General features: G+C 65.1%; 28 protein-coding genes. 6 read left to right on the forward strand and 22 right to left on the reverse strand.

Annotation, left to right across the window (positions count from 1 at the left end; translation table 11 throughout):
• Positions 1–172 precede the first annotated feature (172 nt).
• The 5 genes from RRX38_RS09640 to RRX38_RS09660 form a co-directional block, all read right to left on the reverse strand.
• Positions 173–2002 carry an ABC transporter ATP-binding protein gene (locus RRX38_RS09640; protein ID WP_315962354.1) on the reverse strand — a complete coding sequence of 610 codons (1830 nt, stop codon included), beginning with the start codon at positions 2000–2002 and terminating at the stop codon, positions 173–175.
• Positions 1995–2627 (reverse strand): DsbA family protein, encoded by a 633-nt coding sequence (locus tag RRX38_RS09645; RefSeq protein WP_315962355.1) that lies wholly within the window; start codon positions 2625–2627, stop codon positions 1995–1997. Before RRX38_RS09645 ends, RRX38_RS09640 begins: the two co-directional genes overlap by 8 nt.
• Positions 2628–2630: 3 nt before the next feature.
• Entirely contained in the window at positions 2631–3590 is a 960-nt protein-coding gene (locus tag RRX38_RS09650; protein ID WP_410524882.1) for a rhodanese-related sulfurtransferase, read from the reverse strand.
• Between the two features lie 267 nt (positions 3591–3857).
• Positions 3858–4154, reverse strand: a complete 297-nt coding sequence (locus RRX38_RS09655) for a BolA family protein (RefSeq protein WP_315962356.1) — start codon at positions 4152–4154, stop codon at positions 3858–3860.
• A gap of 15 nt (positions 4155–4169) precedes the next feature.
• Positions 4170–4691: a DUF2059 domain-containing protein gene (locus RRX38_RS09660; RefSeq protein WP_295470730.1), complete on the reverse strand. Its 522-nt coding sequence runs from the start codon at positions 4689–4691 to the stop codon at positions 4170–4172.
• 200 nt (positions 4692–4891) lie between these two features.
• Here RRX38_RS09660 and RRX38_RS09665 point away from each other — a divergent pair, with 200 nt between their 5' ends.
• Both RRX38_RS09665 and RRX38_RS09670 read left to right on the forward strand, forming a co-directional pair.
• Complete coding sequence (locus tag RRX38_RS09665; RefSeq protein ID WP_315962357.1) at positions 4892–6286, forward strand: class II fumarate hydratase; 1395 nt, start codon at positions 4892–4894, stop codon at positions 6284–6286.
• Positions 6279–6893 carry an NAD(P)H-dependent oxidoreductase gene (locus RRX38_RS09670; protein WP_295470733.1) on the forward strand — a complete coding sequence of 205 codons (615 nt, stop codon included), beginning with the start codon at positions 6279–6281 and terminating at the stop codon, positions 6891–6893. The genes RRX38_RS09665 and RRX38_RS09670 overlap by 8 nt, the downstream gene beginning before the upstream one ends.
• Here RRX38_RS09670 and RRX38_RS09675 read toward each other — a convergent pair.
• Together RRX38_RS09675 and RRX38_RS09680 are read right to left on the reverse strand one after the other, a co-directional pair.
• Positions 6886–7845 carry a DMT family transporter gene (locus RRX38_RS09675; RefSeq protein WP_315962358.1) on the reverse strand — a complete coding sequence of 320 codons (960 nt, stop codon included), beginning with the start codon at positions 7843–7845 and terminating at the stop codon, positions 6886–6888. The two genes, RRX38_RS09670 and RRX38_RS09675, sit on opposite strands and share 8 nt — an antisense overlap.
• A 155-nt stretch (positions 7846–8000) precedes the next feature.
• Positions 8001–8591: a tRNA-uridine aminocarboxypropyltransferase gene (locus RRX38_RS09680; protein WP_315962359.1), complete on the reverse strand. Its 591-nt coding sequence runs from the start codon at positions 8589–8591 to the stop codon at positions 8001–8003.
• 146 nt (positions 8592–8737) lie between these two features.
• Here RRX38_RS09680 and RRX38_RS09685 point away from each other — a divergent pair, with 146 nt between their 5' ends.
• Positions 8738–9028 (forward strand): hypothetical protein, encoded by a 291-nt coding sequence (locus RRX38_RS09685; protein WP_295470737.1) that lies wholly within the window; start codon positions 8738–8740, stop codon positions 9026–9028.
• Between the two features lie 70 nt (positions 9029–9098).
• On the opposite strand, the gene RRX38_RS09690 is transcribed toward RRX38_RS09685, so the two are convergent.
• Both RRX38_RS09690 and rmuC read right to left on the reverse strand, forming a co-directional pair.
• Positions 9099–9224 carry a PA1414 family protein gene (locus RRX38_RS09690; RefSeq protein WP_295470739.1) on the reverse strand — a complete coding sequence of 42 codons (126 nt, stop codon included), beginning with the start codon at positions 9222–9224 and terminating at the stop codon, positions 9099–9101.
• Positions 9225–9415: 191 nt separating this feature from the next.
• Complete coding sequence (gene rmuC / locus RRX38_RS09695; RefSeq protein WP_315962655.1) at positions 9416–10780, reverse strand: DNA recombination protein RmuC; 1365 nt, start codon at positions 10778–10780, stop codon at positions 9416–9418.
• A 1062-nt stretch (positions 10781–11842) separates the two neighbouring features.
• On the opposite strand from rmuC, the gene RRX38_RS09700 reads away from it, so the two are divergent.
• The 3 genes from RRX38_RS09700 to RRX38_RS09710 all read left to right on the forward strand — a co-directional run bounded on the left by RRX38_RS09700 (position 11843) and on the right by RRX38_RS09710 (position 14211).
• Positions 11843–12070 (forward strand): hypothetical protein, encoded by a 228-nt coding sequence (locus RRX38_RS09700; RefSeq protein WP_295470741.1) that lies wholly within the window; start codon positions 11843–11845, stop codon positions 12068–12070.
• 233 nt (positions 12071–12303) lie between these two features.
• A complete protein-coding gene (locus tag RRX38_RS09705) occupies positions 12304–12783 on the forward strand; it encodes a hypothetical protein (RefSeq protein WP_295470742.1) in 480 nt (159 codons plus the stop codon).
• Positions 12784–12936: 153 nt separating this feature from the next.
• Positions 12937–14211: an OmpP1/FadL family transporter gene (locus RRX38_RS09710; protein WP_295470744.1), complete on the forward strand. Its 1275-nt coding sequence runs from the start codon at positions 12937–12939 to the stop codon at positions 14209–14211.
• Positions 14212–14272: 61 nt separating this feature from the next.
• Here the strand turns inward: RRX38_RS09710 and RRX38_RS09715 are convergent, their stop codons facing one another.
• From RRX38_RS09715 to cobO, 13 genes are all read right to left on the reverse strand, one after another.
• On the reverse strand, positions 14273–14836 hold the full coding sequence (locus tag RRX38_RS09715) for a glutathione peroxidase (RefSeq protein WP_295470745.1): 564 nt from the start codon (positions 14834–14836) through the stop codon (positions 14273–14275).
• 59 nt (positions 14837–14895) lie between these two features.
• Positions 14896–15018: a hypothetical protein gene (locus tag RRX38_RS09720; protein WP_315962360.1), complete on the reverse strand. Its 123-nt coding sequence runs from the start codon at positions 15016–15018 to the stop codon at positions 14896–14898.
• The gene (locus RRX38_RS09725; protein ID WP_315962361.1) at positions 15015–16226 is read right to left on the reverse strand and encodes an MFS transporter; all 1212 of its coding nucleotides are present in this window, start codon (positions 16224–16226) and stop codon (positions 15015–15017) included. The genes RRX38_RS09720 and RRX38_RS09725 overlap by 4 nt, the downstream gene beginning before the upstream one ends.
• A gap of 120 nt (positions 16227–16346) precedes the next feature.
• A complete protein-coding gene (locus RRX38_RS09730) occupies positions 16347–17078 on the reverse strand; it encodes an adenosylcobinamide-GDP ribazoletransferase (RefSeq protein WP_315962362.1) in 732 nt (243 codons plus the stop codon).
• Between the two features lies 1 nt (position 17079).
• Positions 17080–17646 carry an alpha-ribazole phosphatase family protein gene (gene cobC, locus RRX38_RS09735; protein ID WP_315962363.1) on the reverse strand — a complete coding sequence of 189 codons (567 nt, stop codon included), beginning with the start codon at positions 17644–17646 and terminating at the stop codon, positions 17080–17082.
• On the reverse strand, positions 17643–18695 hold the full coding sequence (cobT, locus tag RRX38_RS09740) for a nicotinate-nucleotide--dimethylbenzimidazole phosphoribosyltransferase (RefSeq protein ID WP_315962364.1): 1053 nt from the start codon (positions 18693–18695) through the stop codon (positions 17643–17645). Before cobT ends, cobC begins: the two co-directional genes overlap by 4 nt.
• Positions 18692–19213, reverse strand: a complete 522-nt coding sequence (cobU, locus tag RRX38_RS09745) for a bifunctional adenosylcobinamide kinase/adenosylcobinamide-phosphate guanylyltransferase (RefSeq protein ID WP_295470754.1) — start codon at positions 19211–19213, stop codon at positions 18692–18694. Before cobU ends, cobT begins: the two co-directional genes overlap by 4 nt.
• A 1-nt stretch (position 19214) precedes the next feature.
• Positions 19215–20690, reverse strand: a complete 1476-nt coding sequence (locus RRX38_RS09750; protein WP_315962365.1) for a cobyric acid synthase — start codon at positions 20688–20690, stop codon at positions 19215–19217.
• The gene (gene cobD, locus RRX38_RS09755) at positions 20687–21688 is read right to left on the reverse strand and encodes a threonine-phosphate decarboxylase CobD (protein ID WP_295470757.1); all 1002 of its coding nucleotides are present in this window, start codon (positions 21686–21688) and stop codon (positions 20687–20689) included. Before cobD ends, RRX38_RS09750 begins: the two co-directional genes overlap by 4 nt.
• Complete coding sequence (gene cbiB, locus RRX38_RS09760) at positions 21681–22589, reverse strand: adenosylcobinamide-phosphate synthase CbiB (protein WP_295470759.1); 909 nt, start codon at positions 22587–22589, stop codon at positions 21681–21683. The genes cobD and cbiB overlap by 8 nt, the downstream gene beginning before the upstream one ends.
• The gene (gene bluB, locus RRX38_RS09765; protein WP_295470761.1) at positions 22586–23236 is read right to left on the reverse strand and encodes a 5,6-dimethylbenzimidazole synthase; all 651 of its coding nucleotides are present in this window, start codon (positions 23234–23236) and stop codon (positions 22586–22588) included. Before bluB ends, cbiB begins: the two co-directional genes overlap by 4 nt.
• Positions 23233–24546, reverse strand: a complete 1314-nt coding sequence (locus RRX38_RS09770) for a cobyrinate a,c-diamide synthase (protein ID WP_295470763.1) — start codon at positions 24544–24546, stop codon at positions 23233–23235. Before RRX38_RS09770 ends, bluB begins: the two co-directional genes overlap by 4 nt.
• The gene (gene cobO, locus RRX38_RS09775; protein ID WP_295470765.1) at positions 24543–25154 is read right to left on the reverse strand and encodes a cob(I)yrinic acid a,c-diamide adenosyltransferase; all 612 of its coding nucleotides are present in this window, start codon (positions 25152–25154) and stop codon (positions 24543–24545) included. Before cobO ends, RRX38_RS09770 begins: the two co-directional genes overlap by 4 nt.
• Between the last annotated feature and the right edge of the window lie 60 nt (positions 25155–25214).

The raw sequence follows: 25214 nt of genomic DNA on the forward strand, positions 1-25214 counted from the left end.
TTCACCGACTGCAAGACTGATGATTCCGGGCGGTACAGACTCATTGCCCACGATTTTCGTACACAGATTAGGCGCTGTGCGGCAAGTCAGCGAGTACACCACGTGACCGGCATGACGAGCCTCACACCGACACGCCGCTGGACACCGGGCAGCGCGAGCGCATGAAAAGCCGTCACACCTGTTGCAGGTGCCCGTAGAGCCGTGCGTACAGGCCCCCCTCAGCGATCAACTGCTGATGATCACCGTCTTCGGCGATACGCCCGCCATCGAACACCAGCACCCGGTCGGCCTGTTTAACGGCGGAAAGCCGATGGGCGATGATCAACGTGGTACGGCCCTGCAGGAAACGCCCCAGCGCCTGATGCAAGTTGTATTCGGTGGCTGCATCGAGGGCCGAAGTGGCTTCATCGAGGATCACCACCTTGGGCTCGGCGAGCACCATACGGGCGATGGCCAGGCGCTGGCGCTGGCCGCCGGAAAGGCGCACACCGGAGCGCCCGACCACGGTGTCCAGCCCCTGCGGCATGCTGCGCACGGTGCCTTCCAGCTGGGCGATCTGCAACGCCCGCCAGCAGGCTTCGTCCGTGGCGTCGCGGCCCATGGTCAGGTTGGCACGCACGCTGTCGTTGAACAGCGCAGGATGCTGCAGCACCACCGCAACGTGCTCACGCAGCGACTCCAGCCCAATCTCCTCGAGTGTCGCCTCGCCGAAACGGATACTGCCGCTGTCGGCGCTGTAGAGGCCCAGCAACAGCTGCACCAGGGTGCTCTTACCGCCGCCACTGGCACCGACGATGGCGACCTTCTCGCCGGGCGCGATGCTCAGGTTGAGCTGGTCGAGGACCCGCTCGGCGCCGTAGCCGAAGCTCAGGCCACGCACCTCGATACCCACGGTCTGGCGGCCCGCGAACGGTGCGGCGCCACCCGCATAGCGGGGTTCGTCGGTGCGCGCCAGCAACTCGTTGATGCGCGCCAGGGCCCCGCCAGCGGCGTACCAGGCGTATTGCAGATTGAGCAGCTGTTCCACCGGGCCGATCATGAACCACAGGTAGCTGAACACCGCCAGCATCTGGCCGATGGACAGGTCGGAGAACAGTACGGTGAGCATCGCTGCGGCGCGGAAGATATCGATGCCGAACTGGAACAGCAGCGCGCTGGCACGCCCCGAAGCATCGCTTTTCCATTGCGAATTGACCGCGTAGTCGCGCACGTCACGGGCGCGCTGGCCCAGACGGCCGAGGAAGAAACCCTGGCGATTGCTGGCACGCACCTCCTGGATGGCTTCCAGGGTTTCACTCAAGGCTTCGGTAAAGCGCGAGGTGCTGTCGTTCTCCAGCTTCTTGAGGTGCTTGACGCGCTTGCCCAGGCGCACCGTGGCGAAGATCACCAGCGGGTTGAACAGCAGGATCAGCAGCGCCAGCTTCCAATGCATCCACACCAGGATCGCCGCCGTGCCGGTGAGGGTCAGCATCGCCACCAGGAAGCGGCTGAGGGTTTCGCCGATGAACTTGTCGAGGGTGTCCAGATCGGTGACCAGATGCGTGGTCACCGTACCGCTGCCGAGGCTTTCGTATTCGCGCAGGGCAATACGCTTGAGGCGTTCGATCAGGCGCAGGCGAATGCGATACACGATGTCCTTGGACAGCCGCGCGAACAGCCGCGCCTGCAAGACGTTGAAGGCCAGAGCGCCCAGGCGCAGCAGCAGCGTGGCGAAGAGCATCAGGCCGATGTAGCCGACGGCCTTGTGCAGGCTCTCCGGCAACAGGTGATTCATGAAACGCAGCGCGGCGTCGCCATGGCCGAGCAGTACTTCGTCGACCAGCAATGGCAGCAGCAGGGGAATGGGCACACTGCACAGCGTGGCAAGAATGGCGACGCCGTTGGCGCTCCACAGCGCCTTCTTGTGGCGCAGCACCAGGGCGCGGATATACGCCCAGTCCAGCCGGTCGGTGGCGCTCGATGTGGCGTCGACCGCGGCCGGTTCGCCGGCTGGCTCAGGCACTGGCAGCACGCTCCAGCCAGCGGCCGAGCAAGGGGGCCAGGGCCTCCACAGGCTGATAACCGTTGGTCAGCAAGGCGAGCTGGCCGTTACGCTCAGCCAGCAGGGTGGGAAATCCGGCGATACCCAGGCCCTGGACCCAGGCGAAATCCGCCGCCGTGGCGGCCTTCAGCTCGGCGCTGTCGAAGCTTTCGGCGAAACGCTGGCGATCGAGGCCAGCCTGCTCGGCCAGACTCGCCAGCAGCGCTGCCTGGGTAACGTCTTCGCCCTGGGCATAAAACGCTTCCTGGATCAGGCCCAGCAGGCGCCAGGCTGCCAGCGGGTCGAGCTGCCGTGCCGTCACCAGGGCCCGGCAGGCCGGCGTGGTGTCGTAGACGAAGCCGTCCGGCAGCGCGCCTTCGAAACGAAACGGCTGGCCGGTGGCCTGGGCCACCGCCTGCCAGTGGTCGAGCACGTAGCGCCGGGTAGAAGCGTCCAGCGCCGTGTCGTTGGCCCGCAGGCCGCCGGCCACCAGGTGCACAGGCACGCCGCTATCCGCCGCCTGGCGCACCAGAGCCTCGGCCACCGGCGCGAAGCCCCAGCACCATGAACACATCGGGTCCATGACATACACCAGGCGAGCGGACATGGCTCAGGCCTCCGTTTCAGATGGCTGCTTATAGTTGTAGCCGATCGGGTGCGGCTGGTTGCGCGCCTTGGCGAGTTCGATCTGCTTCTGGCGGTCGATGGCGCTGCGCCGAGTCTTCTCGCTCAAGGTGTCCCAGCAGTGCGGACAGCTGATGCCGGGGCTGTAGTGCTCGCTGGCACGGTCTTCGACGCTGATCGGGTTGCGGCAGGCATGGCACTGGTCATAGTCGCCTTCGCTGAGGTCATGACGCACGGTGACACGGTTGTCGAACACGAAGCAGTCGCCCCGCCACAGGGTCTCGTCCTGGGGCACTTCCTCGAGGTATTTGAGAATGCCACCCTTGAGGTGATAAACCTCTTCGAAGCCTTCCCCGAGCATGTAACTGGAGGCTTTTTCGCAGCGGATGCCGCCGGTGCAGAACATGGCCACTTTCTTGTGGACGGAAGGGTCGAAGTTGGCCTTGATGTAGTCGGGAAATTCGCGGAACGTGGTGGTTTTCGGATCGATCGCACCTTCGAACGTGCCAATCGCGACCTCATAGTCGTTGCGTGTGTCGATGAGCAGCACTTCCGGGTCGCTGATCAGCGCATTCCAGTCCTTGGGCTCGATGTAGGTGCCCACCGCCTTGTTCGGGTCGACGCCCGGCACGCCCAGGGTGACGATCTCTTTCTTGAGCTTGACCTTGGTGCGATAGAACGGCTGTTCATCGCAGTAGGATTCCTTGTGGTCGATGTCCGTCAGGCGCGGGTCGCTGCGCAGCCAGGCCAGCAGGCCGTCGATGCCTTCGCGGCTGGCCGAAACGGTACCGTTGATCCCCTCTTCGGCGAGCAGCAGGGTGCCTTTTACGCCGTTATCGAGCATGGCCTTGAGCAGCGGCTCGCGCAGGGCGACGTAGTCTTCGAGAGTCACGAACTTGTATAGCGCAGCCACGACGATCGGCTGGGTCATCGACGCTTGGGTCATGTAGGTCTCCAGTGGGTGACCCTCGCAAAGGGCCTACCGGGCAAAACGGAAATGAAAACGCGCCGGCAGGGCCTGCGCGGCGCGGATTCTAACAAAATGGTCAGGGGGGAGACAGCAGCGGAAATTGACCTGGGTCAATATCGGTACAGCCCCACCAGATTGGGCTGAAGCGCCTTCAGCCGCGAAAGAGCCCTGAAATTCACTGCATCGGCTGTGAACATGAGATCGCTTCGCGGCTCAAGGCCGCCCCTGCCAGCTCGGCAGCGTTCAGGCGTGGCCGCCGGCGCAGGTCGGTGACGCCGGGGCCTGGCCGATGACCGCCCACTCTTCGGGGGTGTAGGTGTGCAACGCCAGGGCGTGGAACTCCTGCATCAGCCCACCCAGCGTGGCATACACCTTCTGGTGGCGCTTGACCGCATTGAGCCCCTGGAACTGCTCGCAGACCAGCACCGCCTTGTAGTGGGTCTCCTGGCCACGGCTGTGCATGTGGCTCTCGTTCAGCACCTCGACGTGCTGCGGCTGCAACCCGGCAAGGGCCGCTTCGATTCGTTGTTGCATGTTCATTTCAGGTGCGTGGCCTCAAGGTTTCTTGGCAGGTGCAGCAGCCTTGGCCGGCTCGAGTTCCGCACTCATGTCGGCGAGCAGTTTGTTGACCACCGGGCCTGCGGTTTCCAGGCGGCTCTGAGTCAGTTGTACAGACTGCTGGGACAGCTCGGGCATCTTGCTCAGGACCTTCTTGCCCACTGGCGACTGGTAAAAGCTCACCAGTTCCTTGAGCTCGGCCTCGGTGAAGTTGGTGGTGTAGATCTTCACCAGTTCGGGCTTGAGCTTGTTCCAGCCTACGGCCTGGTCCAGGGCGGCATTGGCCTTGGCCTGGTAGGTTTCCAGCAGGGCCTTCTTGGAGGCCGGCGCCTTGGCCTCGGCGAAGCGCTGGGCGAACAGCTGCTGGACCTGGGCGTAGATCGGCGTGGTGAGCTTGTCAGCGTTGGTCAGCTTCAGAAGCGTTTCGGCACTGGCGTTTTGGCTGGCGGTGTCGGCGAGAACCTGACCGCTGGCACAAGCCAGGGCCAGCACGGTGAACATGGCGCGAAGACGGATCATCGGTTTTCCTTTTCGGCAGACGAGGCTTGCGCCTCAAGGCCGATCATTCTGCGCGCATCCTCCCCTCGCCCTCAACCCCCCGGACTTTCCCGGCCTGCCTCATGCGGGGAACCCGCAGGCGTTCCCGACGACTAAACTCAGGTATCTGCCAGGTGCGTCATGCCACCTGGGCAAATGAAGAACCCACAAGGAGCCGTCCAGTGAGCCGTACCGAAACCGACAGCATCGGTCCCATCGAAGTCCCGGAAGACGCCTATTGGGGTGCGCAGACCCAGCGCTCGCTGATCAACTTCGCCATCGGTCGCCAGCGCATGCCGCTGCAGGTAGTACACGCCTTGGCGCTGATCAAGAAAGCCGCCGCGCGGGTCAACGACCGTAACGGCGACCTGCCCGCCGACATCGCCCGCCTGATCGAACAGGCCACCAACGAGATCCTCGACGGCCAGCTCGACGACCAATTTCCCCTGGTGGTCTGGCAGACCGGCAGCGGTACGCAGAGCAACATGAACGTCAACGAGGTGATCGCCGGGCGGGCCAACGAACTGGCCGGCCAGGGCCGCGGCGGCAAGTCGCCGGTACACCCCAACGATCACGTCAACCGCTCGCAGAGTTCCAACGACTGCTTCCCTACCGCCATGCACATCGCGGCGGCCCAGGCCGTTAAGGACAAGCTGATGCCAGCCATCGCCGCGCTGTCCGACGGCCTGGCCGAGCAGGCCACACGACACATGAAACTGGTCAAGACCGGTCGCACCCACATGATGGATGCCACACCGGTCACCTTCGGCCAGGAGCTGTCGGGCTTCGTCGCGCAACTGGACTACTCGCGCAAGGCCATTCAGGCTGCCCTGCCGGCGGTCTACGAGCTGGCCCAGGGCGGTACCGCCGTGGGTACCGGCCTGAACGCCCCCAAGGGCTTCGCCGAAGCGGTCGCTTCGGAGCTGGCGGCGCTGTCGGGCCTGCCGTTCGTCACCGCGCCGAACAAGTTCGCAGCCCTCGCCGGCCATGAGCCGCTGGCAGCCTTGTCCGGCGCACTGAAGACCCTCGCCACGACCCTGATGAAAATCGCCAACGACCTGCGCCTGCTGGGCTCCGGCCCGCGCGGCGGCCTGGCCGAAGTGCGCTTGCCGGCCAACGAACCGGGCAGCTCGATCATGCCGGGCAAGGTCAACCCGACCCAGTGCGAGGCGTTGTCGATGCTCGCCTGCCAGGTGATGGGCAACGACGTGACCATCGGCTTCGCGGCCAGCCAGGGGCACTTGCAGCTCAATGTCTACAAGCCGGTGATCATTCATAACCTGCTGGAATCCATCGAGCTGCTGGCCGACGGCTGCCAGAACTTCAACGAGCACTGCATCGCTGGCATGGAGCCGGATACCGCGAAAATGGCCGAGCACCTTGAACGCGGCCTGATGCTGGTCACCGCGCTGAACCCGCACATCGGCTACGACAAAGCCGCACAAATCGCCAAGAAGGCCTACAGCGAGGGGCTGACCCTGCGCCAGGCGGCGCTGGACCTGGGCTACCTGACCGACGAGCAGTTCGACGCCTGGGTACGCCCGGAAAACATGCTCGAGGCCGGCAGCCATGGCTGAAGCCAGGAGCGGCGCAACGCCCCTGGAAGGCAACGGCAAGCGCATTCTGCTGATCTACGGCACGCCTAAGAGCAGCGGTCTGTGCCACGCCCTCGGCGATGCCTACGCCGAGGGCGCACGCAGCCAGGACCATGTGGTACGCAGCCTGAAACTGGCCAGCCTGCAGTTCGACCCGATCCTGCGCGGCGGCTACGAACAGGGCCAGGTGCTGGAGGCCGACCTGCTGGACGCTCAGCGGCAGATCCATTGGGCCGAACACCTGGTGTTCGTCTACCCGGTGTGCTGGGGCGGCATTCCGGCCTTGCTCAGCGGCTTCTTCGACCGGGTGCTGACGCCCGGTTTCGCCTTCAAGGTGCATGGCCGCCGGGACCCGGCGAATGAACTGCTCAAGGGCCGCAGCGCCGAACTGCTGGTGACCCTGGATACGCCGCCGCGCTACTTCCGCTGGATCTTCGGCGCCCCGGCACATCGGCAGATGAGCCGCAGCATCCTGGGCTTCTGTGGCATCCGCACCACACGCCTCACCGAGTTCGCCCCGGTACGCGGGGCCAGCGAGGCGCAACGCCAGCAATGGGTACGCCAGGCGCAGCAGTTGGGCGTCAGATAATGGCCCGGGCGGCCTTCCTGGCCCGCCACCCGGATACCAGCGAAGGCACCAGGGCGGTGAACGCCGACCCCACCACCACCAGCAACGCGCCGCCATATCCGAGCAGATTGACCTGCTCGGCCTGCACATGCTCCGGCCAGAGCATGGCCGTGATGGCGACAGTGGCCAGGGTGACCAGCGGCGTAAGCGCCAGGGTCGCACTGACCCGAGAGGCTTCCCAATGCACCAGGGCCTCGGCGAACGCGCCATAGGCCACCAGGGTATTCAGGCAGCAGGCGGCGAGCAGCAGCAGGTGCACCGGGTCAAGCTGCAGGATCTGCAGCGGATGCGCCCATGGCGTGATCAGCAAGGCGCAGAACAGGTAGATGACCATCATCACTTGGCGGGAATCCCACACGGTCAGCAACTGCTTCTGGCTCAGGCCGTAGAAGGTCCAGACCAACGATGCCAGCAGGACGGTCAGCACCCCCATGGTGTAGGCGCCCAACGAGGTGAACAGCTCGGCCAGGCGCTGATTGAAGAACAGCACGAAGCCGGCCAGCATAATGACCAGCCCTATCCCCTGCCCCAGGGTGAAGCGTTCCTTGAACACCAGGATGCTGCCCACCAGCAGCATGATCGGACCAGTCTGGATCAACAGTTGGGTGGTGCCCGGGCTCAACAGCTTGAGACCGATCAGATAGAGCACGTAATTGCCCACCAGCCCCAGGACCGCCAGCGCCACCAGCCCTTTACCCTTGTGGCCGAGCGGTTTGAAGCTCGGCAAGCGGCCGATCGCCCGCAACCAGATGAATAACAGTGCACCGGAGACCAGCAGGCGATACCAGGTGACCGTGACCGGGTCCATGAAGTGCAGGACCTGTTTGAGCTTGACGGGCAGAATGCCCCACAGCAGCGCCGTCAGAAGCGCCAGACCGAGGCCCAGCAGCCAGCGGCCGGAAGAGATGTGCATGAGAAGGTTCCAGATTGGCAGAATTGCACGCCGGTCATTCTAGGCAATCGAGCGCTGTGCAGACAGTTACAGCTACTGATGGATGCGTCACAACAGCAAGATAAGCAGTTTCAGCCGAAAAAGCCTACAGACCTCGAGCGCTTGAACATACGCGTTCAACCATGATTACGCTGATAGGTATCCTCACCCATCGCCTGGATCTGCCCCTCGATCAACGCCTCGAAGGGGTCGAGCAAGGCCTGGAAGCTGCGTTCGGACTCCAGCGTTTGCAAGGCCAGCACAATGGACTCCAGGGTCGACAAGGCTTCCGGGCCGGGCGCTTTGCGCAGGCGGTAGCGCGACGCCGGTGCGCCCTGCAAAGAGACTTTCGGCAGTGCCGCCAGCGCCGGGTTGAGGTGAAGCAGTTTGCGCGCCTTGCGCCAGGTGCCATCCGGCACCACCAACAGAAGCGGCAGGTCGTCGTCGGTGAATGGCTGCACAGGTATGGCGCCATCGCCCGGAAACAGCAGACACGCCCGATAACCTGGCCGGGTCAGCAACTCGGGCAGATCCTCGAAGATCTCCCCGACGCGCAGTTGCGCATTACGTAGCCCTAACGCGGCAAGCCGCGCCGTATTCAGTGCATGACCGGCTTCGCTGGGGTGCTGCAGGATGAGCACGCGGGTGCGGCTGTCCAGGCTGGGAATCAGGGCGCACAGACAGTGGCTGGCAGGGCGTTGGCAGCGCTCGCAACGCGGGCGGGACATCATCGACCTCGATACGTAGTCGGCCTAGCGAGTCAGGCCCGAGCGGCGCAGTCTAGCAGATCGGTCTCGTCCGTCGGGGCTGGCCCAGAGATGCGTCGCGACTGGTATAGCCTGCGCGGGAGTTTCCGGCTGCCGGCGGGGGAAACATGGACAGAGAGCAGGTCAGGCAACGCGTCATGGACGCGCTAGGCATCATTCTGGTGGACAAGTCGCAGATCCGCGATGAGGCGACGCTAGGCGAGCTGATGCTGGATGAAGAAGACGTGAACGAACTGTTCGGACGCCTGGAACGGACCCTGGAATGCGAGTTTCCGGCGTTCTTCAGGAACAAGGCAAGAAGCCGACCTCGGCACGTTTCACTGCCGATGATCGTCGATCTTGTCATGCTGCTACAGCCATACGGCAAGGCAGATGACGATAAGCCCGGCAAGCCGTGAGGCATCCGGGCATCAGCCCGTCAAACGGTGCGAACCACTGGCCAGCAGCTGGCAGCCCTGGCCGAAGGGCTCATCGACGACGCTGGCGACGGCGCTCGTCGTCGTGTCGTACTGGCACCGGTTGCAATTTGGGCCGCTCGATCAGGCCCAGCGCAACACCGAGGTCATGAAGCCATTCCTGCAATTTACCGTTCATAACGCCCCCTTCAGGGAAAAGCTGGCGACTTACTGATTATCGGCCGCCCCTACAGATTCTAGAGCCCATTGAGCAACTGGCAGGACCTTCAGGTTTCTGACCAGGGCAATGTGACATCTATTGCCGCAATCTTCATCATCGGGCGATGAATGGCCGGTCGCCTGACTGCTGAACCCGCCCTTGCTGAACAGCTAGTCGGGCAGACGCATCAGACCGTCTTCATCGGTCATGGCCCGCTCCAGCAGGTCGCTCGGCAGACTCTTGCTGGCACGGGCACCCAGCAACCGCAATTGCTCGCTACGGCTGACGAGGTTACCACGTCCCTCGGTCAGCTTGTTACGCGCGGCTGCATAAGCCTTGTCAAGTTGTTGCAGGCGGTTGCCGACCTCGTCCAGGTCCTGGATGAACAGCACGAACTTGTCATACAGCCAACCGGCACGCTCGGCGATCTCCCGGGCGTTCTGGCTCTGTCGCTCCTGCTTCCACAGGCTGTCGATGACCCGCAGGGTGGCCAACAGGGTCGTCGGGCTGACAATCACGATATGCCGGTCGAAGGCTTCCTGGAACAGGTTCGGCTCGGCCTGCAAGGCGGCGGCGAAGGCCGCTTCGATGGGCACGAAGAGCAGCACGAAATCCAGGCTGTGCAAGCCTTCGAGGCGCTTGTAGTCCTTGCCGGACAGGCCTTTGACATGGTTGCGCAGCGACTGCACGTGCTGCTTGAGAGCCGCCTGGCCGATCACCTCGTCGGCGGCGCCCACGAACTGCTGGTAAGCCGTAAGGCTGACCTTGGCATCCACCACCACCTGCTTGTCGCCCGGCAGCATGATCAGCACGTCAGGCTGGAAGCGCTCACCCTCCGGGCCCTTGAGGCTGACCTGGGTCTGATACTCGCGCCCCTTCTCCAGCCCGGCATGCTCCAGCACCCGCTCGAGAATCAGCTCGCCCCAGTTACCCTGGGTCTTCTGCCCCTTGAGGGCCTGGGTCAGGTTGGTCGCCTCGTCGCTCAGACGCAGGTTCAGCTGCTGCAGCCGCTCCAGTTCCTTGGCCAGGGAAAACCGCTCCCGCGCCTCGTTCTGATAACTTTCCTCGACACGCTTCTCGAAGGACTGAATGCGTTCCTTCAGCGGGTTGAGCAATTGGCCGAGCTGTTCCTGGCTGGTCTGCGCGAAGCGCTGTTCGCGCTCGTCGAAGATCTTGCCAGCCAGCTCGGCGAACTGCGCGCGCAACTCGTTACGTGAGTCCTGCAGGTCACTGAGCCGCTGCTGATGGCCTTCCTGCTGCTCACGCAGTTCCGCCTGCAGCGCCGCACATTGAGCCTCAAGACGACGCAGTTCGGCTTCTCTGGCGCTGCGCTCGACGTTCCAGCCTTCGGCGGCGTCGCGACGGTCGTCGCACTCCTGGCGCAACAGCTCGACCTCTCGACGCAGGGCCGCCAATTCTGCTTGCCGTGCAGAGTTGGCCTCGCTCAAGTCGCTGACTTCATCGCGGCAGGCATCGAGCTGGGCATTGAGGCCATCCTGGGCCAGTTGCGCCATGTTCAGACGCTCCTCGAGCAACAACCGCTCGGCCTCGCGGCTGGCCAGGCGGCGCTGCAGTTGCCAAGCCAACGCAACCAATGGCACTGCGGCCATGCCAAGCCCAAGCAACAGGCTGTTCAGGTCCAGCGCCATAACGACTCCATGGATGGGATTTCAATCAGCGGCATTATGCGCGAACGCGCAGGGAAGAAAAGCCAAGGCCAGCGCCAACCACCGATATAGAGCGATCACGTGAGGGGGAAACCACTCTACGCCATTTTTCAGCCGCGTAAAGCCCGCTTTACGCCCCCCACAGGACCGGGACAATCCACAGAAGCTGTGGATAACTCAGTGGACAACCCCCCCTCACCCTCCGCAAACGCAGATGGGGTGGGGCTTGCGCTCAAACTGTCGATTTTTTCACCAGGCAAAAAAAAGCGATGTTTTTCATTGACTTATTTACTCGACGAGGTAAATCAAGCCTTTAGCGGTTTGTGTGACAGTGATGTGGCAGCTTCTTGCGCTAATGTGTACAAGGCATGCATACCGGTCACTTGGTTGTCAAAGGGGCGTTACAATCTTGGCTGTGGCGTGCGACACGCCTTCCTCCCTGTAGGAGGACAGCAGGCCGTTCATCGGAAAGCAGATGTCAGCCTTGCATGAACTGAACATTTACGGCAGAGTCGCCGCCGTTAGTACCAAGCTGAAGATCAATTCACGCCGGTCGATCAGATTCCAGCCCCTTCGCCTTCAGGCAGCGGCCCCGGAATCGGACCACCTCGATGGTTTTTCCGGGCACTCACCTTGTTCGCTGCGCTGACACCACGTTCAGCCCGCCAAGGCCCATGCTCCGCCGACCCCTCTGCAATTGATCAGGAACTTCACCTCGAGCCAGAACCTTTGCTCCTGCGTGTTGCCTGACATCCCACGTACCTACCGGTCAGTCCAAGGCGCTCCACTGTAATGCGCTGCCACTGACTGTCTTCTTCCAGTCAGGTTCTGCGCCCTGCCACGCGCCATTGTTCTGCGTGGCCGGCGTTTACTGGAATTCTCATGGATGCACGGCATCGGATATGCCGTACTCAGGAAAATATCGTGATCATGACCACTCAAAACATTCATACCCAGGAAGCGATTCGCACCCTCACCCACGCCTTCGCCCCCATGCACTGCCTGATTCACGCCGCACGCAAGGGCAGTTTCAGCTTCACGCTGGTCAACGAGCATGGCATCGCCCGCCACAGCGAACGGCTCTACCCGGAACAGTACGCCAGCCCGGCACCGCTGCAAGCCGTGATCGACCGTACGCGTCAGGCGCTGGTTGCCTGACTCAAGGTCGGCATGACCAGGCAGGCTGAGCCTGCCAATGGGCGATGGTTAATCACCAAGGGTTCTATGGACCTCGGGTGATAATGGCAAACGATGTAAAAACAGGCCTTTACATCGTAAATATGACACTACACTTGAACTCAAGCGGCCTGCCGCTTCCGCCGGACCCTACCTCATCCACCGCTGCCAAGCGTGAGGGTCCAGCGGCCACTTCATAGTGAGCGGACTGTCTCATGGGTATTGCAGCCGTACATTTGCACCGTCACGTCATTCGCCCCACCCTGGCCTATCTGGGCCACCGCGACTCCGTCGCCGAAGCCTTGCTGCTCGGCATCGCTGCCAGCCAGTCGGCCCTGGGTGCAGCGCTGGACAGCCGGCGCGGGCATGGCCTGTACCGGATCTCCGAGCAGCGTCACCAGGCCCTGTGGGATCACTACCTGGCCAAGGATCCCGACCTGGCCAGCCTGGTCCGCGGCCTCGCCAGCCAGCACGCATTTCTCAGCGGCCCGCATCTGGAACTCACGGTCAACCTGCGTTACGCCACGGCCATCGCCTGGCTGATGATCCAGGCCCAGTACCGAGCACTGCCCAGCGAAGACGACCCGCTGGCGATGGCACGTATCTGGCGACAGATATTTCAGCCACAAGGTCGCCTGAGAGATTTCGTCATAACCTGGCAGAACAATGTCGCCCCACTCTTCGCTAGTGTATGAGCGCTTGCCCGTAAACAGGCCGATTCGGCGAAGATCACCCCCAATGTCAGATTGTCAGACAAAAAAAAGGCTCTAATTCGGCCTTTTCAGCCTATGGCGCGGCGTAGGAAATATTGATACTTTCGACCGCGTGATTCTCATGGAGTACTAATAATGAAAAAAGCAATGCTCAAGACCACACTCGGATTCACCGCCTGTCTCGCCTCCTCCCACCTCCTCGCATCCGGCTTCGCACTCAACGAACAGAGCATCAGCGGCATGGGCTCCGCCTTCGCCGGTCGGGCCTCGTCGGCAGAAGATGCCAGCACAGTGTCCGGCAACCCGGCCGGTATGGCGTTCATCAAACGCGAGCAGATCAATCTGGGTGCGGCAGCCATTTTCGCCAAGACCGATATTCATGACGGCCGTGGCACCTTTGGCGGCAGCAACGACGGTGACATGGTTCCGGCCATTGCGGTACCCATGGGTTACTACGTCAAACCCCTTAACGAGCAGTGGACCTTCGGCCTGGGCGTCTATGCCCCGTTCGGTCTGCTGACCGACTATGAAGGCGGCTTCGCTGGCCGCTACTGGGCCGACAAAAGCGAAGTGAAGGTCGTCACCGTGCAGCCGACCATCAGCTACGCGTTCAACGACCGTGTGTCGATCGGCTTCGGCCCGACCTTCAACCGCATCGAAGGCGAGCTCAGCTCCCGGACGCTGAATGCTGCATCACCAGGTCTCAACGACGGCAAGGTGACCATCCAGGGCGACGACACCGCCGTGGGCTTCAACGTCGGCCTGATGATCCAGGCCACCGACTCCACCCGCGTGGGCCTGGCCTACCGTTCCAAGGTCGATTACAAGCTGACCGGCAAGACCAAGGTCGAAGGCCCGGGTTTCAGCGTCTTCAGCGGACAGAAATACAAGGCATCGCTGGATATCGAGACGCCTGAATCGGCGGAACTGTCGATTACCCACAAGCTCGACGACCAGTGGACGCTCTACGCCGGCAGCACCTTCACACGCTGGAGCCGCCTGGAATCCCTCAACGTGATCAACAGCGGCGTACCGGCCCAGCTTGGCGGCGCAGCCGGCCCGGTCGGTCGCATCAGCGAAGTGCAGGAATGGCGCGACACCTGGTACCACGCCATTGGCGCGGCTTACAAGGTGAACAACCAGTGGACCCTGCGCACCGGTCTGGCCATGGATCAGTCGCCGGTGAGCAACTCGCACCGCTCGCCACGCATCCCGACCGGAGACCGCAAGATCTTCAGCCTGGGCGCAGCCTACAGCCCGACCGACGACATCACCATCGACTTCGCCTACCTGTACCTGCGTGAGGACGAAGCCAAGATCCGTGATGCAAGCGCCACCAAAGGCGCCTATAGCGCTGACTTCCGCAACAGCGCCCACACCCTGGGCACCTCGCTGACCTACAAGTTCTAAGCGGTCAGCCACAAGAAAGCCCGCTCCCCGAAAGGGCAGCGGGCTTTTTCATGTCCAGTGTTCAGGGTTTGGAGGCGATGGCCTTCTCGATGGCCGCGACCAAGTCCGGGTCATCCGGCTTGGTGGTGCTGCCAAAGTGAGCGATGACCTTACCCTGACGGTCGACCACGTACTTGTAGAAGTTCCAGCGCGGCGCAGTGCCGTCGCTCTGCTCGGCCAGGTTGCGGAACAGTGGAATGGCGTCGTCGCCCCTGACCGGTTGCGGCTCGGTCATGGTGAAAGTCACGCCATAGTTGACGTAGCAGACCTTGGCGGTCTCCTCACCGTCCTTGGACTCCTGTTTGAAATCGTTGGACGGCACGCCCAGCACTTCGAGCCCTTGCGCCTTGTACTTCTGGTTCAGGGCTTCGAGCCCCTTGAACTGCGAGGTGAAGCCACAGAAGCTCGCGGTGTTGACCACCAGCATCGGCTTGCCGGCAAAGCGCTGGCACAGGTCGATGCTCTCCTTGGCGCGCAACTTCGGCAGTTCGCCCTGTCCCTTCAACAATACCGGGCAGTCGGCGGCCATTGCCGGGCCAGCCAAGGCACCCAGCAACAGCGGCAGGGAAATCCAGCGAATCATCATCGGGGGCATCCTTGTGGGGTCACGATGCCCCACACGTTACTCCCAGAACAGGGCGTGGCTCAACAGTTGCCCATACCCAGTTGCAGCGCCGCCAGCCCCATGCGCTGCCAACCCCACCAAGCCAGCGCCAGCAGTGCCACACCGGCCAGGCCGGCCAGCACCCAGGGCGCCAGGCGGATCACACCGCCACCCCGGCCGGCTGCAGGCGCTGCACCGGGCGCTCGCGCACCGGCCAGTTCAGCGCGGCAGCAAGCAGGCTGAGCAGCACGGCGATCTGCCAGACCAGGTCGTAGCTGCCGGTGCGGTCATAGACCACCCCGCCCAGCCAGCCGCCCATGAACGAACCCAACTGGTGGAACAGGAACACGATACCCGCCAGCATCGATAGGTTGCGCACGCCGAAGATCACCGCCACGGTGCCATTGGTCAGCGGCACGGTGGACAGCCACAGCAGCCCCATCGCCATGCCGAACAGGTAGGCCGAGGTCTGGCTGAGCGGCACCCAGAGGAACGCCACGATCGCCACCGCACGCAGCAGATAGAGCAGGCTCAACAGGCGCGGCTTGGACATCCGCCCACCCAGCCAGCCCGCCGTGTAGGTGCCGAAGATGTTGAACAACCCCACCAGGGCCAGCACCGTGGTCCCGACCTGCGCCGGCAAGTGCTGATCCACCAGGTAAGCCGGCATATGCACGGCAATGAACACCACCTGGAAACCACACACGAAGAAGCCCAGCGCCAGCAGCCAGAAACCGGAATGCGAACAGGCTTCGCGCAATGCCTCGCCCAGACTCTGTTGCGGCCCCTGGGCCTCGGGCTGGCGCTGCTCGCGCAGCATGCCGGCCAACGGCAGGATCAACGCCACCAGCAGGCTGAGCACCAGCAGCGCACCGGACCAGCCCAGCCCGCTGATCAGCCCCATGCTGCCGGGCAGCATGGCGAACTGACCGAAGGAACCGGCGGCGCTGGCGATGCCCATGCCCATGCTGCGTTTTTCCGGCGGCAGCGAGCGCCCTACCAGGCTCAGCAGAATGGAAAAGGACGTGCCGGACAAACCGATGCCAATCAGTACACCAGCACTGAGCGACAGGCTCCAGGGCGAATCGGCGACGCTCATCAGCGCCAGGCCGGCGGCATACAGCACGCCACCGATGACCACGATGCGTCGCGCACCGTAGCGGTCGGCCAGCGCCCCGGCGAACGGCTGGGCCAGGCCCCAGAGCAGGTTCTGCAAGGCAATGGCGAAGGCGAACACCTCGCGCCCCCAGCCGAAATCACTGCTCATCGGCGCCAGGAACAACCCGAAGCCATGCCGTATCCCCAGTGACAGCGCCAGGATCAGCGCACTGCCGGCCATGATCCAGCCACTGGTTCGCCAGGCTGATGTCATTGTCATTCCCTCGTGTGTTCGGGTGCTTCCCGTTCTTGTAGGTCTTGGCGCCACGCCATGCTCGTTACTGTCCTTGTATATAGGCGCAGCGCGCGGTGTTGCAAGATATTTCTCGGGCCATCAACGCAGCGCCAAGGCCAGCAGGACGGCCAGCTCCAGCAACTCCAGCAGCGCCCCGGCGGTGTCGCCGGTGGTCCCCCCCAGCCGCAGGAGCATCACCCGGCGCAACCAGAAGAACGTCACGGCAGCAACCACCAGCGCCAGCCCCCCTTCGACGCCAGCCAACGCCACGCAGGCCAGCGCCACGGCGCCCAGCACACCGCGCGCCGCACGGCGAGGCAAATGCTCGGCCAGCGCCTGGCCCAGCCCACCGGCACGCACATAAGGGGTGGTGAGGAACAGCCCCAAGAGCGCCGCACGACCGATTAGGGGGGCCAGCAGCAGCCCGGCCCACCGCCCCTGCTCCAGCAGCGCGAAAAGGGCGCAGAATTTCAGCAGCAGCACCAGCACCAGGGTCACCACGGCGATGGGCCCGCTGCGCGGATCCTTCATGATCGTCAGGGTGCGCTCACGGTCGCCAAAGCCCCCCAGCCAGGCATCGGCACTGTCGGCCAACCCGTCCAGGTGCAGCGCGCCGCTGAGCATCACCCAGGCACTGAGCAGCAAGGCCGCCTGCAGCAACAGCGGCGCACCGTGCAACAGCAGGCCAAGCCCGCTCAGCAACACCCCGAACAGCACGCCGACCAGCGGATAGAACAGCAGCGAACGGCCCATCTGCTCGGGCGCCGGCATACCCGGCAGGCGTACCGGCAGGCTGCTGAGAAATTGCAGGGCGATCCAGAATGGCAGCACGTCAGCACTCCTCCAACTGGCCGGCCGCAGCGACCCGTACGCTGAGCAACGCACCATGCGGCACCCCCACTTGCAACAGTTGCTCGCGTGGCAGGCCCCGGGCACGCGCCAGTAGCAGGCGCATGACCCCGCCGTGACAGACCAGCAGCACCCGCTCGCCGGCATGAGCCTGATACATGCGTTGCAGCGCCGCCTCGACCCGCGCCGCGAAGGCACTCACCGGCTCGCCGCCAGGCGGAGTGAAGGCGTAAGGATCGTCCCAGAAGGCGCCCAGCCCCTCGGGGTCGATGGCCATGATCTGCGCCGCGCTGCGCCCTTCCCAATCGCCGAAATGCAGCTCCTGCATCTCGGGTTCCAGGCGCAACGGCAGGTCCAGGCGTGCCGCCAGGGCCTCGGCGAAGCGGGCGCAGCGTTGCAGTGGCGAACTGACGATGCGCGTCCACGGCCCGGCACCCTCGGTGGCCGCGTGCATCTGCGCCCAGCCGGCCTCGGTCAGTGCATCGTCGAGGCTGCCGCGCAGGCCGCCACCCAGCTCGGTTTCGCCATGGCGCAGCAGGTCGACGATCATGCCGGGCGGTCCGCCACCGCCGCCTCGGCGAAGGTCGCCATACCGTTGTGCAGCTCGCAGGCCAGACGCACCAGCGGCACCGCGAGGGCCGCTCCGCTGCCCTCGCCCAGACGCAGACCCAGGTCGAGCAGCGGCTCGGCCTGCAGCACTTCCAGCACATGGCGGTGGCCCGGTTCGGCACCGCGATGCCCGAACAGCAGCCAGGGCCGCACGGAAGGGTTGAGACGCACGGCGACCAGCGCTGCGACGCTGCAGATGAAACCATCCACCACGGCGACGATGCCTTCCTGGGCGCAGGCCAGGTAGGCGCCGGCCAGGGCAGCGATCTCGAAACCGCCCAGGCTGAACAGGCTACCCAGTGGATCGCCAGCGTGTTCGGCATGGCGCGCCAGGCCGCGTTCGATGACGGCGGTCTTGTGCAACACACCTTCGGCATTCAGGCCAGTGCCGGGACCGACCAGCAAGGGCGCGGCGCACTCCAGCAGAGAGCAGGCCACGGCGCTGGCCGCCGTGGTGTTGCCGATGCCCATTTCACCGCCGACCAGCAGTTCGCACCCTGCGGCCTTGGCCCGCAGCACGCTGTCGCGCCCGGCCAGCAGCGCGGCATGGCCCTGGTCGGCGTGCATCGCCGGGCCGTCGACGAAGTTCGCGGTGCCGGCGCCGAGGCGCAGATGACGCACGCCGGGCAGATCCATGGGGCTGACCGTGCCGAGGTCGACCACGTCCAGCTGCGCGTCCAATTGCCGGGCCAGGACGCTGATTGCCGCGCCGCCGTTGACGAAGTTGCCGAGCATCTGCCCGGTGACAGCCTGCGGATAGGCCGAAACGCCTTCGCCGACCACGCCATGGTCACCGGCAAAAATGGCGATCCACAGCCGCTCGGCACTGGGCTTCTCGCGGCCCTGCAGGCCGGCGAGCTGCACCGCCAGGCGCTCGAGCTGGGCCAGCGAGCCGGCCGGTTTGGTCAGTTGCTGTTGACGCGCCAGGGCCGCTTCGCGGGCCGGCACGTCGATTTCACGGGCAGGCGCAAGCCACCAGGATTGAGTCATGGAGCGGTTCCTTTCAAGGTCATGGGCAGGCCGGCCACGGTCAGCACGACGCGCTGACAACGTTCGGCCAGGGCCTGATGCAGCAGGCCGGCTTCGTCGACGTAACGGCGGGTCAGTTCGCCAAGGGGCACCACACCCAGGCCGGTCTCGTTGCTGACGAAGATGATCTCGCCGGGCAGGTCGACCACCTCTTCGAGCAGCGCCTGCCGCTCGGCAGCCAGACGCTGCGGATCATCGAGCATCAATAGATTGGTCAGCCACAGGGTCAGGCAGTCGACCAGCAGGCAGTTCCCCGGTGCTGCCTGCTCGCGCAGCACTCGCGCCAGCTCCAGCGGTTCTTCCACCAGACCCCATTCAGCGGGGCGGCGCTGGCGGTGCAGGGCCACCCGGGCATCGAGTTCGCCATCCACTGGCTGGCTGGTCGCAATGTAGGTCACGGCCAGGCCCGAGCCACTCGCCAGGCTTTCGGCCAGGCGGCTCTTGCCCGAACGGGCGCCGCCGAGAATCAGTTGCAGCATGTCAGCGCGCTTCCCTATCAGATGCATCCAGGCCACACAGCTGGCGCAGCAGCGTGCCGTCCAGATGCTGGTCCACCAGGTCGGCCAGGCGCTCGATGTCGCGCTCACGCAAGGCGTGGTAATCGACGCTTTGCACATCCTCAAGCCCGGCCCAGCGCAGCAAGGCACCACAGGCGGCGGGCGACTCGAACAGCCCGTGCAGGTAGGTACCCAGCACTTGACCATCGGTGCTCTGCGCACCGTCGCAACGACCGTCGTCCAAGCGCACCGCCGGATTCTCCAGGGCCGCCCCGGACGTGACCCCGGCGTGAATTTCGTAACCGCTGACCTCGGCGCCCTCCAGGTCCAGCCGGCCGCGCACGTTGCGCAGTTGCTTCTCGGCCTCCAGCACGGTGCTCAGCGCCAACAGGCCGAAGCCGTCGCTGCAGCCCGGCGCGCCCTCCAGGCCTAGCGGGTCGTGGACCTGCTGGCCAAGCATCTGCAGGCCGCCGCAAATGCCCAGCAGCTTGCCGCCATAGCGCAGGTGGCGGGTGATGGCCGTCTCCCAGCCGTTGGCGCGCAGGTAGGCCAGGTCACTGCGCACGCTCTTGGAGCCCGGCAGGATGATCAGGTCAGCGGGGGGGATCGGCTGACCAGGCCCGACGAACTGCAGGTCGACCTGCGGATGCAGGCGCAAAGGATCGAAATCGGTATGGTTGCTGATACGCGGCAACACCGGCACCACCACACGCAGCAACTGCCCGGCCTTGTCGCCCTGACGACGGTCCAGGCCATCCTCGGCCTCCAGATGCAAGTCCATCAGGTACGGCAGCACGCCGACCACCGGTTTGCCGGTGCGCTGCTCCAGCCAGTCCAGGCCGGGTTGCAGCAGGGCGACATCGCCCCGGAAGCGATTGATGATGAAGCCCTTGACCCGCGCCTGCTCGCTGGGCGACAGCAGCTCGAGTGTACCGACCAGATGGGCAAAGACCCCGCCACGGTTGATGTCGGCGATCAGCAGCACCGGGCAATCCGCCGCCTCGGCGAAACCCATGTTGGCGATATCGTTGTCGCGCAGGTTGATCTCCGCCGGCGAGCCGGCACCTTCGACCATCACCACCTGGTAGGCGTCGCGCAGGCGCTGGTGCGACTCCAGCACCGCCTGCATGGCGATGGCCTTGTAGCCGTGGTAGGCCACGGCATTCATGGTGGTCACGGCTCGACCGTGGATGATCACCTGCGAACCGGTGTCGGTGTTGGGCTTGAGCAGCACCGGGTTCATGTCGGTGTGCGGTACCAAACCACTGGCCTGGGCCTGCACCGCCTGGGCGCGGCCGATTTCACCGCCGTCGGCGGTGACGGCACTGTTGAGTGCCATGTTCTGCGGCTTGAACGGCACCACGCTGACGCCCTGGCGACGCAGCCAGCGGCACAGGCCGGTCACCAGGGTGCTCTTGCCGGCATCGGAAGTGGTGCCCTGCACCATGAGGGTGGTCATCGAAGGTCCTTGCGGTAGTCGAGCAACAGGCTTTCCAGGCGCTGCCAGTCCGCTTCGCTGGCAGGCAGGCCGAAGCGCAGGCTGCTCTGCGCACCCTCGCCGCTGAACAGGCGCAGCAGCACACCGCGCTGCGCCGCGAATTGGTAAAGCGCCGCCGCCTGGTCGGTCACGCAGCGCTGGAAGAGTGCGCAACCGCCATCGGGTGGCAGCCCGTGGGCCGTCAGCAACGCCTGCAAGCGGGCGGCAGCCTGTTCGGTACGCTCACGCTGGCGTTGCTGGCCCTCGCGGTCGCTGAGACAGGCCAAGCCGACCTTGCGGCTCGGGCCGCTGACCGTCCAGGGACCTAGCTCGCTGGCCAGGGCCTTGAGCAGGCCAGGCTCGGCCAGCACGAAACCCAGACGCACCCCGGCCAGGCCGAAGAACTTGCCGAACGAGCGCAGCACGATCAGCCCGCTGCGCCCGGTCTCGGCGGCCAGGCTGAGGGTCGGGGTGTTATCCATGAAGGCTTCGTCGACCACCAGCCAGCCACCGCGCTCGGCCAGGCGCGCATGCCACTCCAGCAGGCGCTCGGTCGGCAGCAGGCGGCCAGTGGGGTTGTTGGGGTTGACCACCACCAGTACGTCCAGGGTTTCGAGGAAATGCTCGACCTCAGGTTCGAGCACTTCGCGCACCAGAAAACCGTGCTTGCGCCAGGCATGCGCGTGCTCGGCATAGCACGGCGACAACACCCCGACCCTGCCGGTGCCGCGCAAGCGCGGCAGGGCCTGGATCGCCGCCTGGGAACCGGCTACCGGCAGCAGTTGTGCGGCACCGTAGTAGGCACAGGCGGCGGCTTCCAGACCGTCATCGGTTTCCGGCAGGCGCGCCCAGTCGCGCGCTTCGATTGGCGGAATCGGCCAGGCCCAGGGCGCGATGCCGGTCGACAGGTCGAGCCATTGCGCTTGAGCAATCCCATAGCGCTGCGCGGCGGCGCGCAGCCGGCCACCATGCTCAAGCATAGAACGCACCTCCCAGACAAAGGACCAGCAGCCACAGCCACACACCGCGCTGCACCAGTTGCCAGCCGGCCTCGATGGCTTGGGCATCGGCTGGCCGACCTTCGCCCAGCGCCGGGCGCTCGTGCAACTCGCCGTGATAGATCGCCGCACCACCGAGTTGCACCTGCAGGGACCCGGCACCGGCCGCCATCACCGGGCCGGCATTCGGGCTGTCCCAGGTCGGCCCCTGACTGCGCCAGCAGCGCAGCGCACCGCGGGTATGGCCCAGCACGGCGTAGGTCAGCACCACCAGCCGCGCCGGAATATAGTTGAGCAGGTCGTCGATCTTCGCCGCTGCCCAGCCGAAGCGTTCGAAACGTTCGTTGCGGTAGCCCCACATGGCATCCAGGGTATTGCTCAGGCGATACAGCACCACGCCCGGAGCGCCGGCGACCACGAACCAGAACAGCGCAGCGAACACCGCATCGCTGCCGTTCTCCAGCACCGACTCGGTGGCCGCCCGCGCCACGCCGTTGGCCTCCAGGTCGTCGGTCTTGCGGCTGACCAGGTAGCTGACCCGTCGCCGCGCTTCAGCGAGGTCGCCACCGCGCAGTGCAGCAGCCACCGGCATCACGTGCTCGCCAAGACTGCGCAGGCCCAGGGCACAGTACAGGGCAAGGATTTCCACCAGGGTGCCTAGATAAGGCAGCCAGCTCAGCAGGGTGACCAGTAGGGTCAGCGGCAACACCGCCAGCACCCAGGCCGTCACGCCGTGGCTGCGCCAGCCGCGCCCGCCGGCGTTGAAGCGTTGTTCGATACGCCCGGCATAATTGCCGAACGCAACCAGCGGATGCGAGCGTTTCGGTTCGCCGAGCAGCGCATCCAGCGCCACGCCCGCCACGCTCAACAACGCCACACTCATGGCTGCACTCCCCATTGGTTGTCATATACCAGTTGTTCCAGCGGGCGCGCCTGCGCCCAGCCTTCGAGCACCAGCATGGGCGCCGGGTAGAACCCCTGCACCGGCCCCAGGCAGAGAATCGCCAGGGGCCGCGCACCGTCGGGCATACCCAGCAGGTCGGCCAGCGCCTGCGGGTCGAACAGCGACACCCAGCCCATGCCCAGGCCTTCGGCACGGGCCGCCAGCCACAGGTTCTGGATGGCGCAGGACAGCGAAGCGATGTCCATTTCCGGCAGGGTACGGCGGCCGAACACATAGGCCTCGCGACCGTCCATCAAGGCCGCGACGATCACTTCGGCGCAATCGCTGATGCCCTCGACCTTGAGCTTCATGAACTCGTCGGAGCGCTCGCCCAGAGCTTCGGCGGTGCGTACCCGCTCGTCCTCCACCAGGGCCTGCAGGCGGCCACGCAATTGAGTGTCACGGATGCGGATGAACCGCCAGGGCTGCATCAGGCCGACGCTGGGCGCGTGATGCGCGGCCTCCAGCAAACGGGCCAGCACCTCGGGCGCCACGCTGCCGCCGCTGAAGTGGCGCATGTCACGGCGCTCGGCAATGACGCGGTACACCGCGGCGCGTTCTTCGGCACTGAACGGCACGTCGCTCATGGGCGCGCCTCGTCAGGGTGGAACAGCGCGGCCACGGCCTGCGGATTGGACGGAAAGTAGAAATGCACGTAAGAGGCGGTGAGCCGCCCCACGCGGTACACCGCCTCGGCGCCGCGCCCGCCGTTGGGGCTGACACCGCGGGCGATGGGCTGCAACTCGGTGCTGGTCAGCGAATGGTGATAGGTGTGCCCGCGCAGCAGGCCTTCGGGCAGCTCCACGGCCTGCAGGGCCAGGGCAGCGAGACGTTTCTGCATCACCGCTTCGCCAGGCAGCAGGCCGACCAGCTCGGCGCGGGTGCCATCGACATCGGTCAGCGCATCGAGCAGGTACAGCATGCCGCCGCACTCGGCCAGCAGCGGCTTGCCGGCGGCATGGTGAGCGGCGATGGCGCCACGCATCGCCCGGTTGTCCTGCAGCGCCAGGTGATGCAGCTCCGGGTAACCGCCGGGCAGGTAGAGGCTGTCGGCCTCTGGCAGCGCGCTGTCGTGGATCGGCGAAAAGAAACTCAGCTCGGCCCCCATGGCGCGCAGCAGGTCGAGGCTGGCGCCATACGTGAAGGCGAACGCCTCGTCGCGCGCCACGGCAATGCGCACACCGGCCAGCAACGGCTCGGCGGCCTCGAGCGGCGGCGCGGCGAAGCTGACCGGCGGCGGCAGCGGCACCTCGCAAGTGCTGGCCAGCGCCTGCGCGGCGGCATCCAGACGCATGTCCAGGTCGTTCAGTTCACTGGCCTGAACCAGGCCCAGGTGGCGGCTGGGCAGTTCGATGCCGGTCTCGCGGGACAGTGCGCCATACCAGCGCAGCCCCTCGGTCAGGCTGTTTTCCAGCAATTGCGCGTGACGCACGGTGCCGACGCGGTTGGCCAGTACCCCGGCGAATGGCAGGTCCGGCTGGTAGCGCGCCAGGCCCAGGGCAAGGGCGCCGAAGGTCTGGGCCATCGCCGTGCCGTCGATCACGCCGAGCACCGGCACGCCGAAATGCCGCGCCAGATCGGCACTGGAGGGCGTGCCGTCGAACAACCCCATGACCCCTTCGATAAGAATCAGGTCCGCCTCTGCCGCCGCCTCCCACAACAGGCGGCGGCTCTCCCCGGCGCCGACCATCCACAGGTCGAGCTGGTACACCGGCGCGCCGCTGGCGCGTTCGAGAATCATCGGGTCGAGAAAGTCCGGGCCGCACTTGAACACTCGGACCTTGCGGCCCTGATTGCGGTGCAGGCGCGCCAGGGCGGCGGTGACGGTGGTCTTGCCCTGACCGGACGCCGGTGCGGCGATCAGGACCGCCGGGCACTGGCGAGAGGCATCACTCACAGTTCGATGCCCTTTTGCGCGCGGATACCAGCCTGGAAGGCGTGCTTGACCATGCCGATCTCCGACACGGTGTCGGCGAGGTCGACCAGCTCAGGCTTGGCGCCGCGCCCGGTGACCACTACGTGCTGCATCGGCGGGCGGGCCTGCAGGTCAGCAAGCACCTGGTCGAGATCCAGGTAACCATGCTTGAGGGCGATGTTCAGTTCATCGAGGATCACCAGGTTGACGCCAGGGTCGGCGAGCATCTGCCGCGACACTTCCCAGGCGGCCTGGGCAGCGGCGATGTCACGCTGGCGGTCCTGGGTTTCCCAGGTAAAGCCCTCACCCATGACGTGGTAGCGCACCTGCTCGGGAAAGCGCCGGAAGAACAGCTCTTCGCCGGTGGCATTGCGGCCCTTGATGAACTGCACCACGCCGCACTGCATGCCATGGCCCATGGCCCTGGCCAGCATGCCGAACGCCGAACTGCTCTTGCCCTTGCCGTTGCCGCTGAGCACCAGCAGCAGGCCGCACTCGTTGGGCGAGTTGGCAATGCGTTCGTCGATAATGGCTTTCTTGCGCTGCATGCGCGCCAGGTGGCGCTCGTCGCGCTCGGGGGATTCGTTCATCTCAGCTCTCCGCTGGTCACACAGGCGAAAGCAGACGACAGGACGACAAGGCAGACGGCG

Source organism: Pseudomonas sp. DTU_2021_1001937_2_SI_NGA_ILE_001 (assembly GCF_032463525.1).
Taxonomy (GTDB): domain Bacteria; phylum Pseudomonadota; class Gammaproteobacteria; order Pseudomonadales; family Pseudomonadaceae; genus Aquipseudomonas.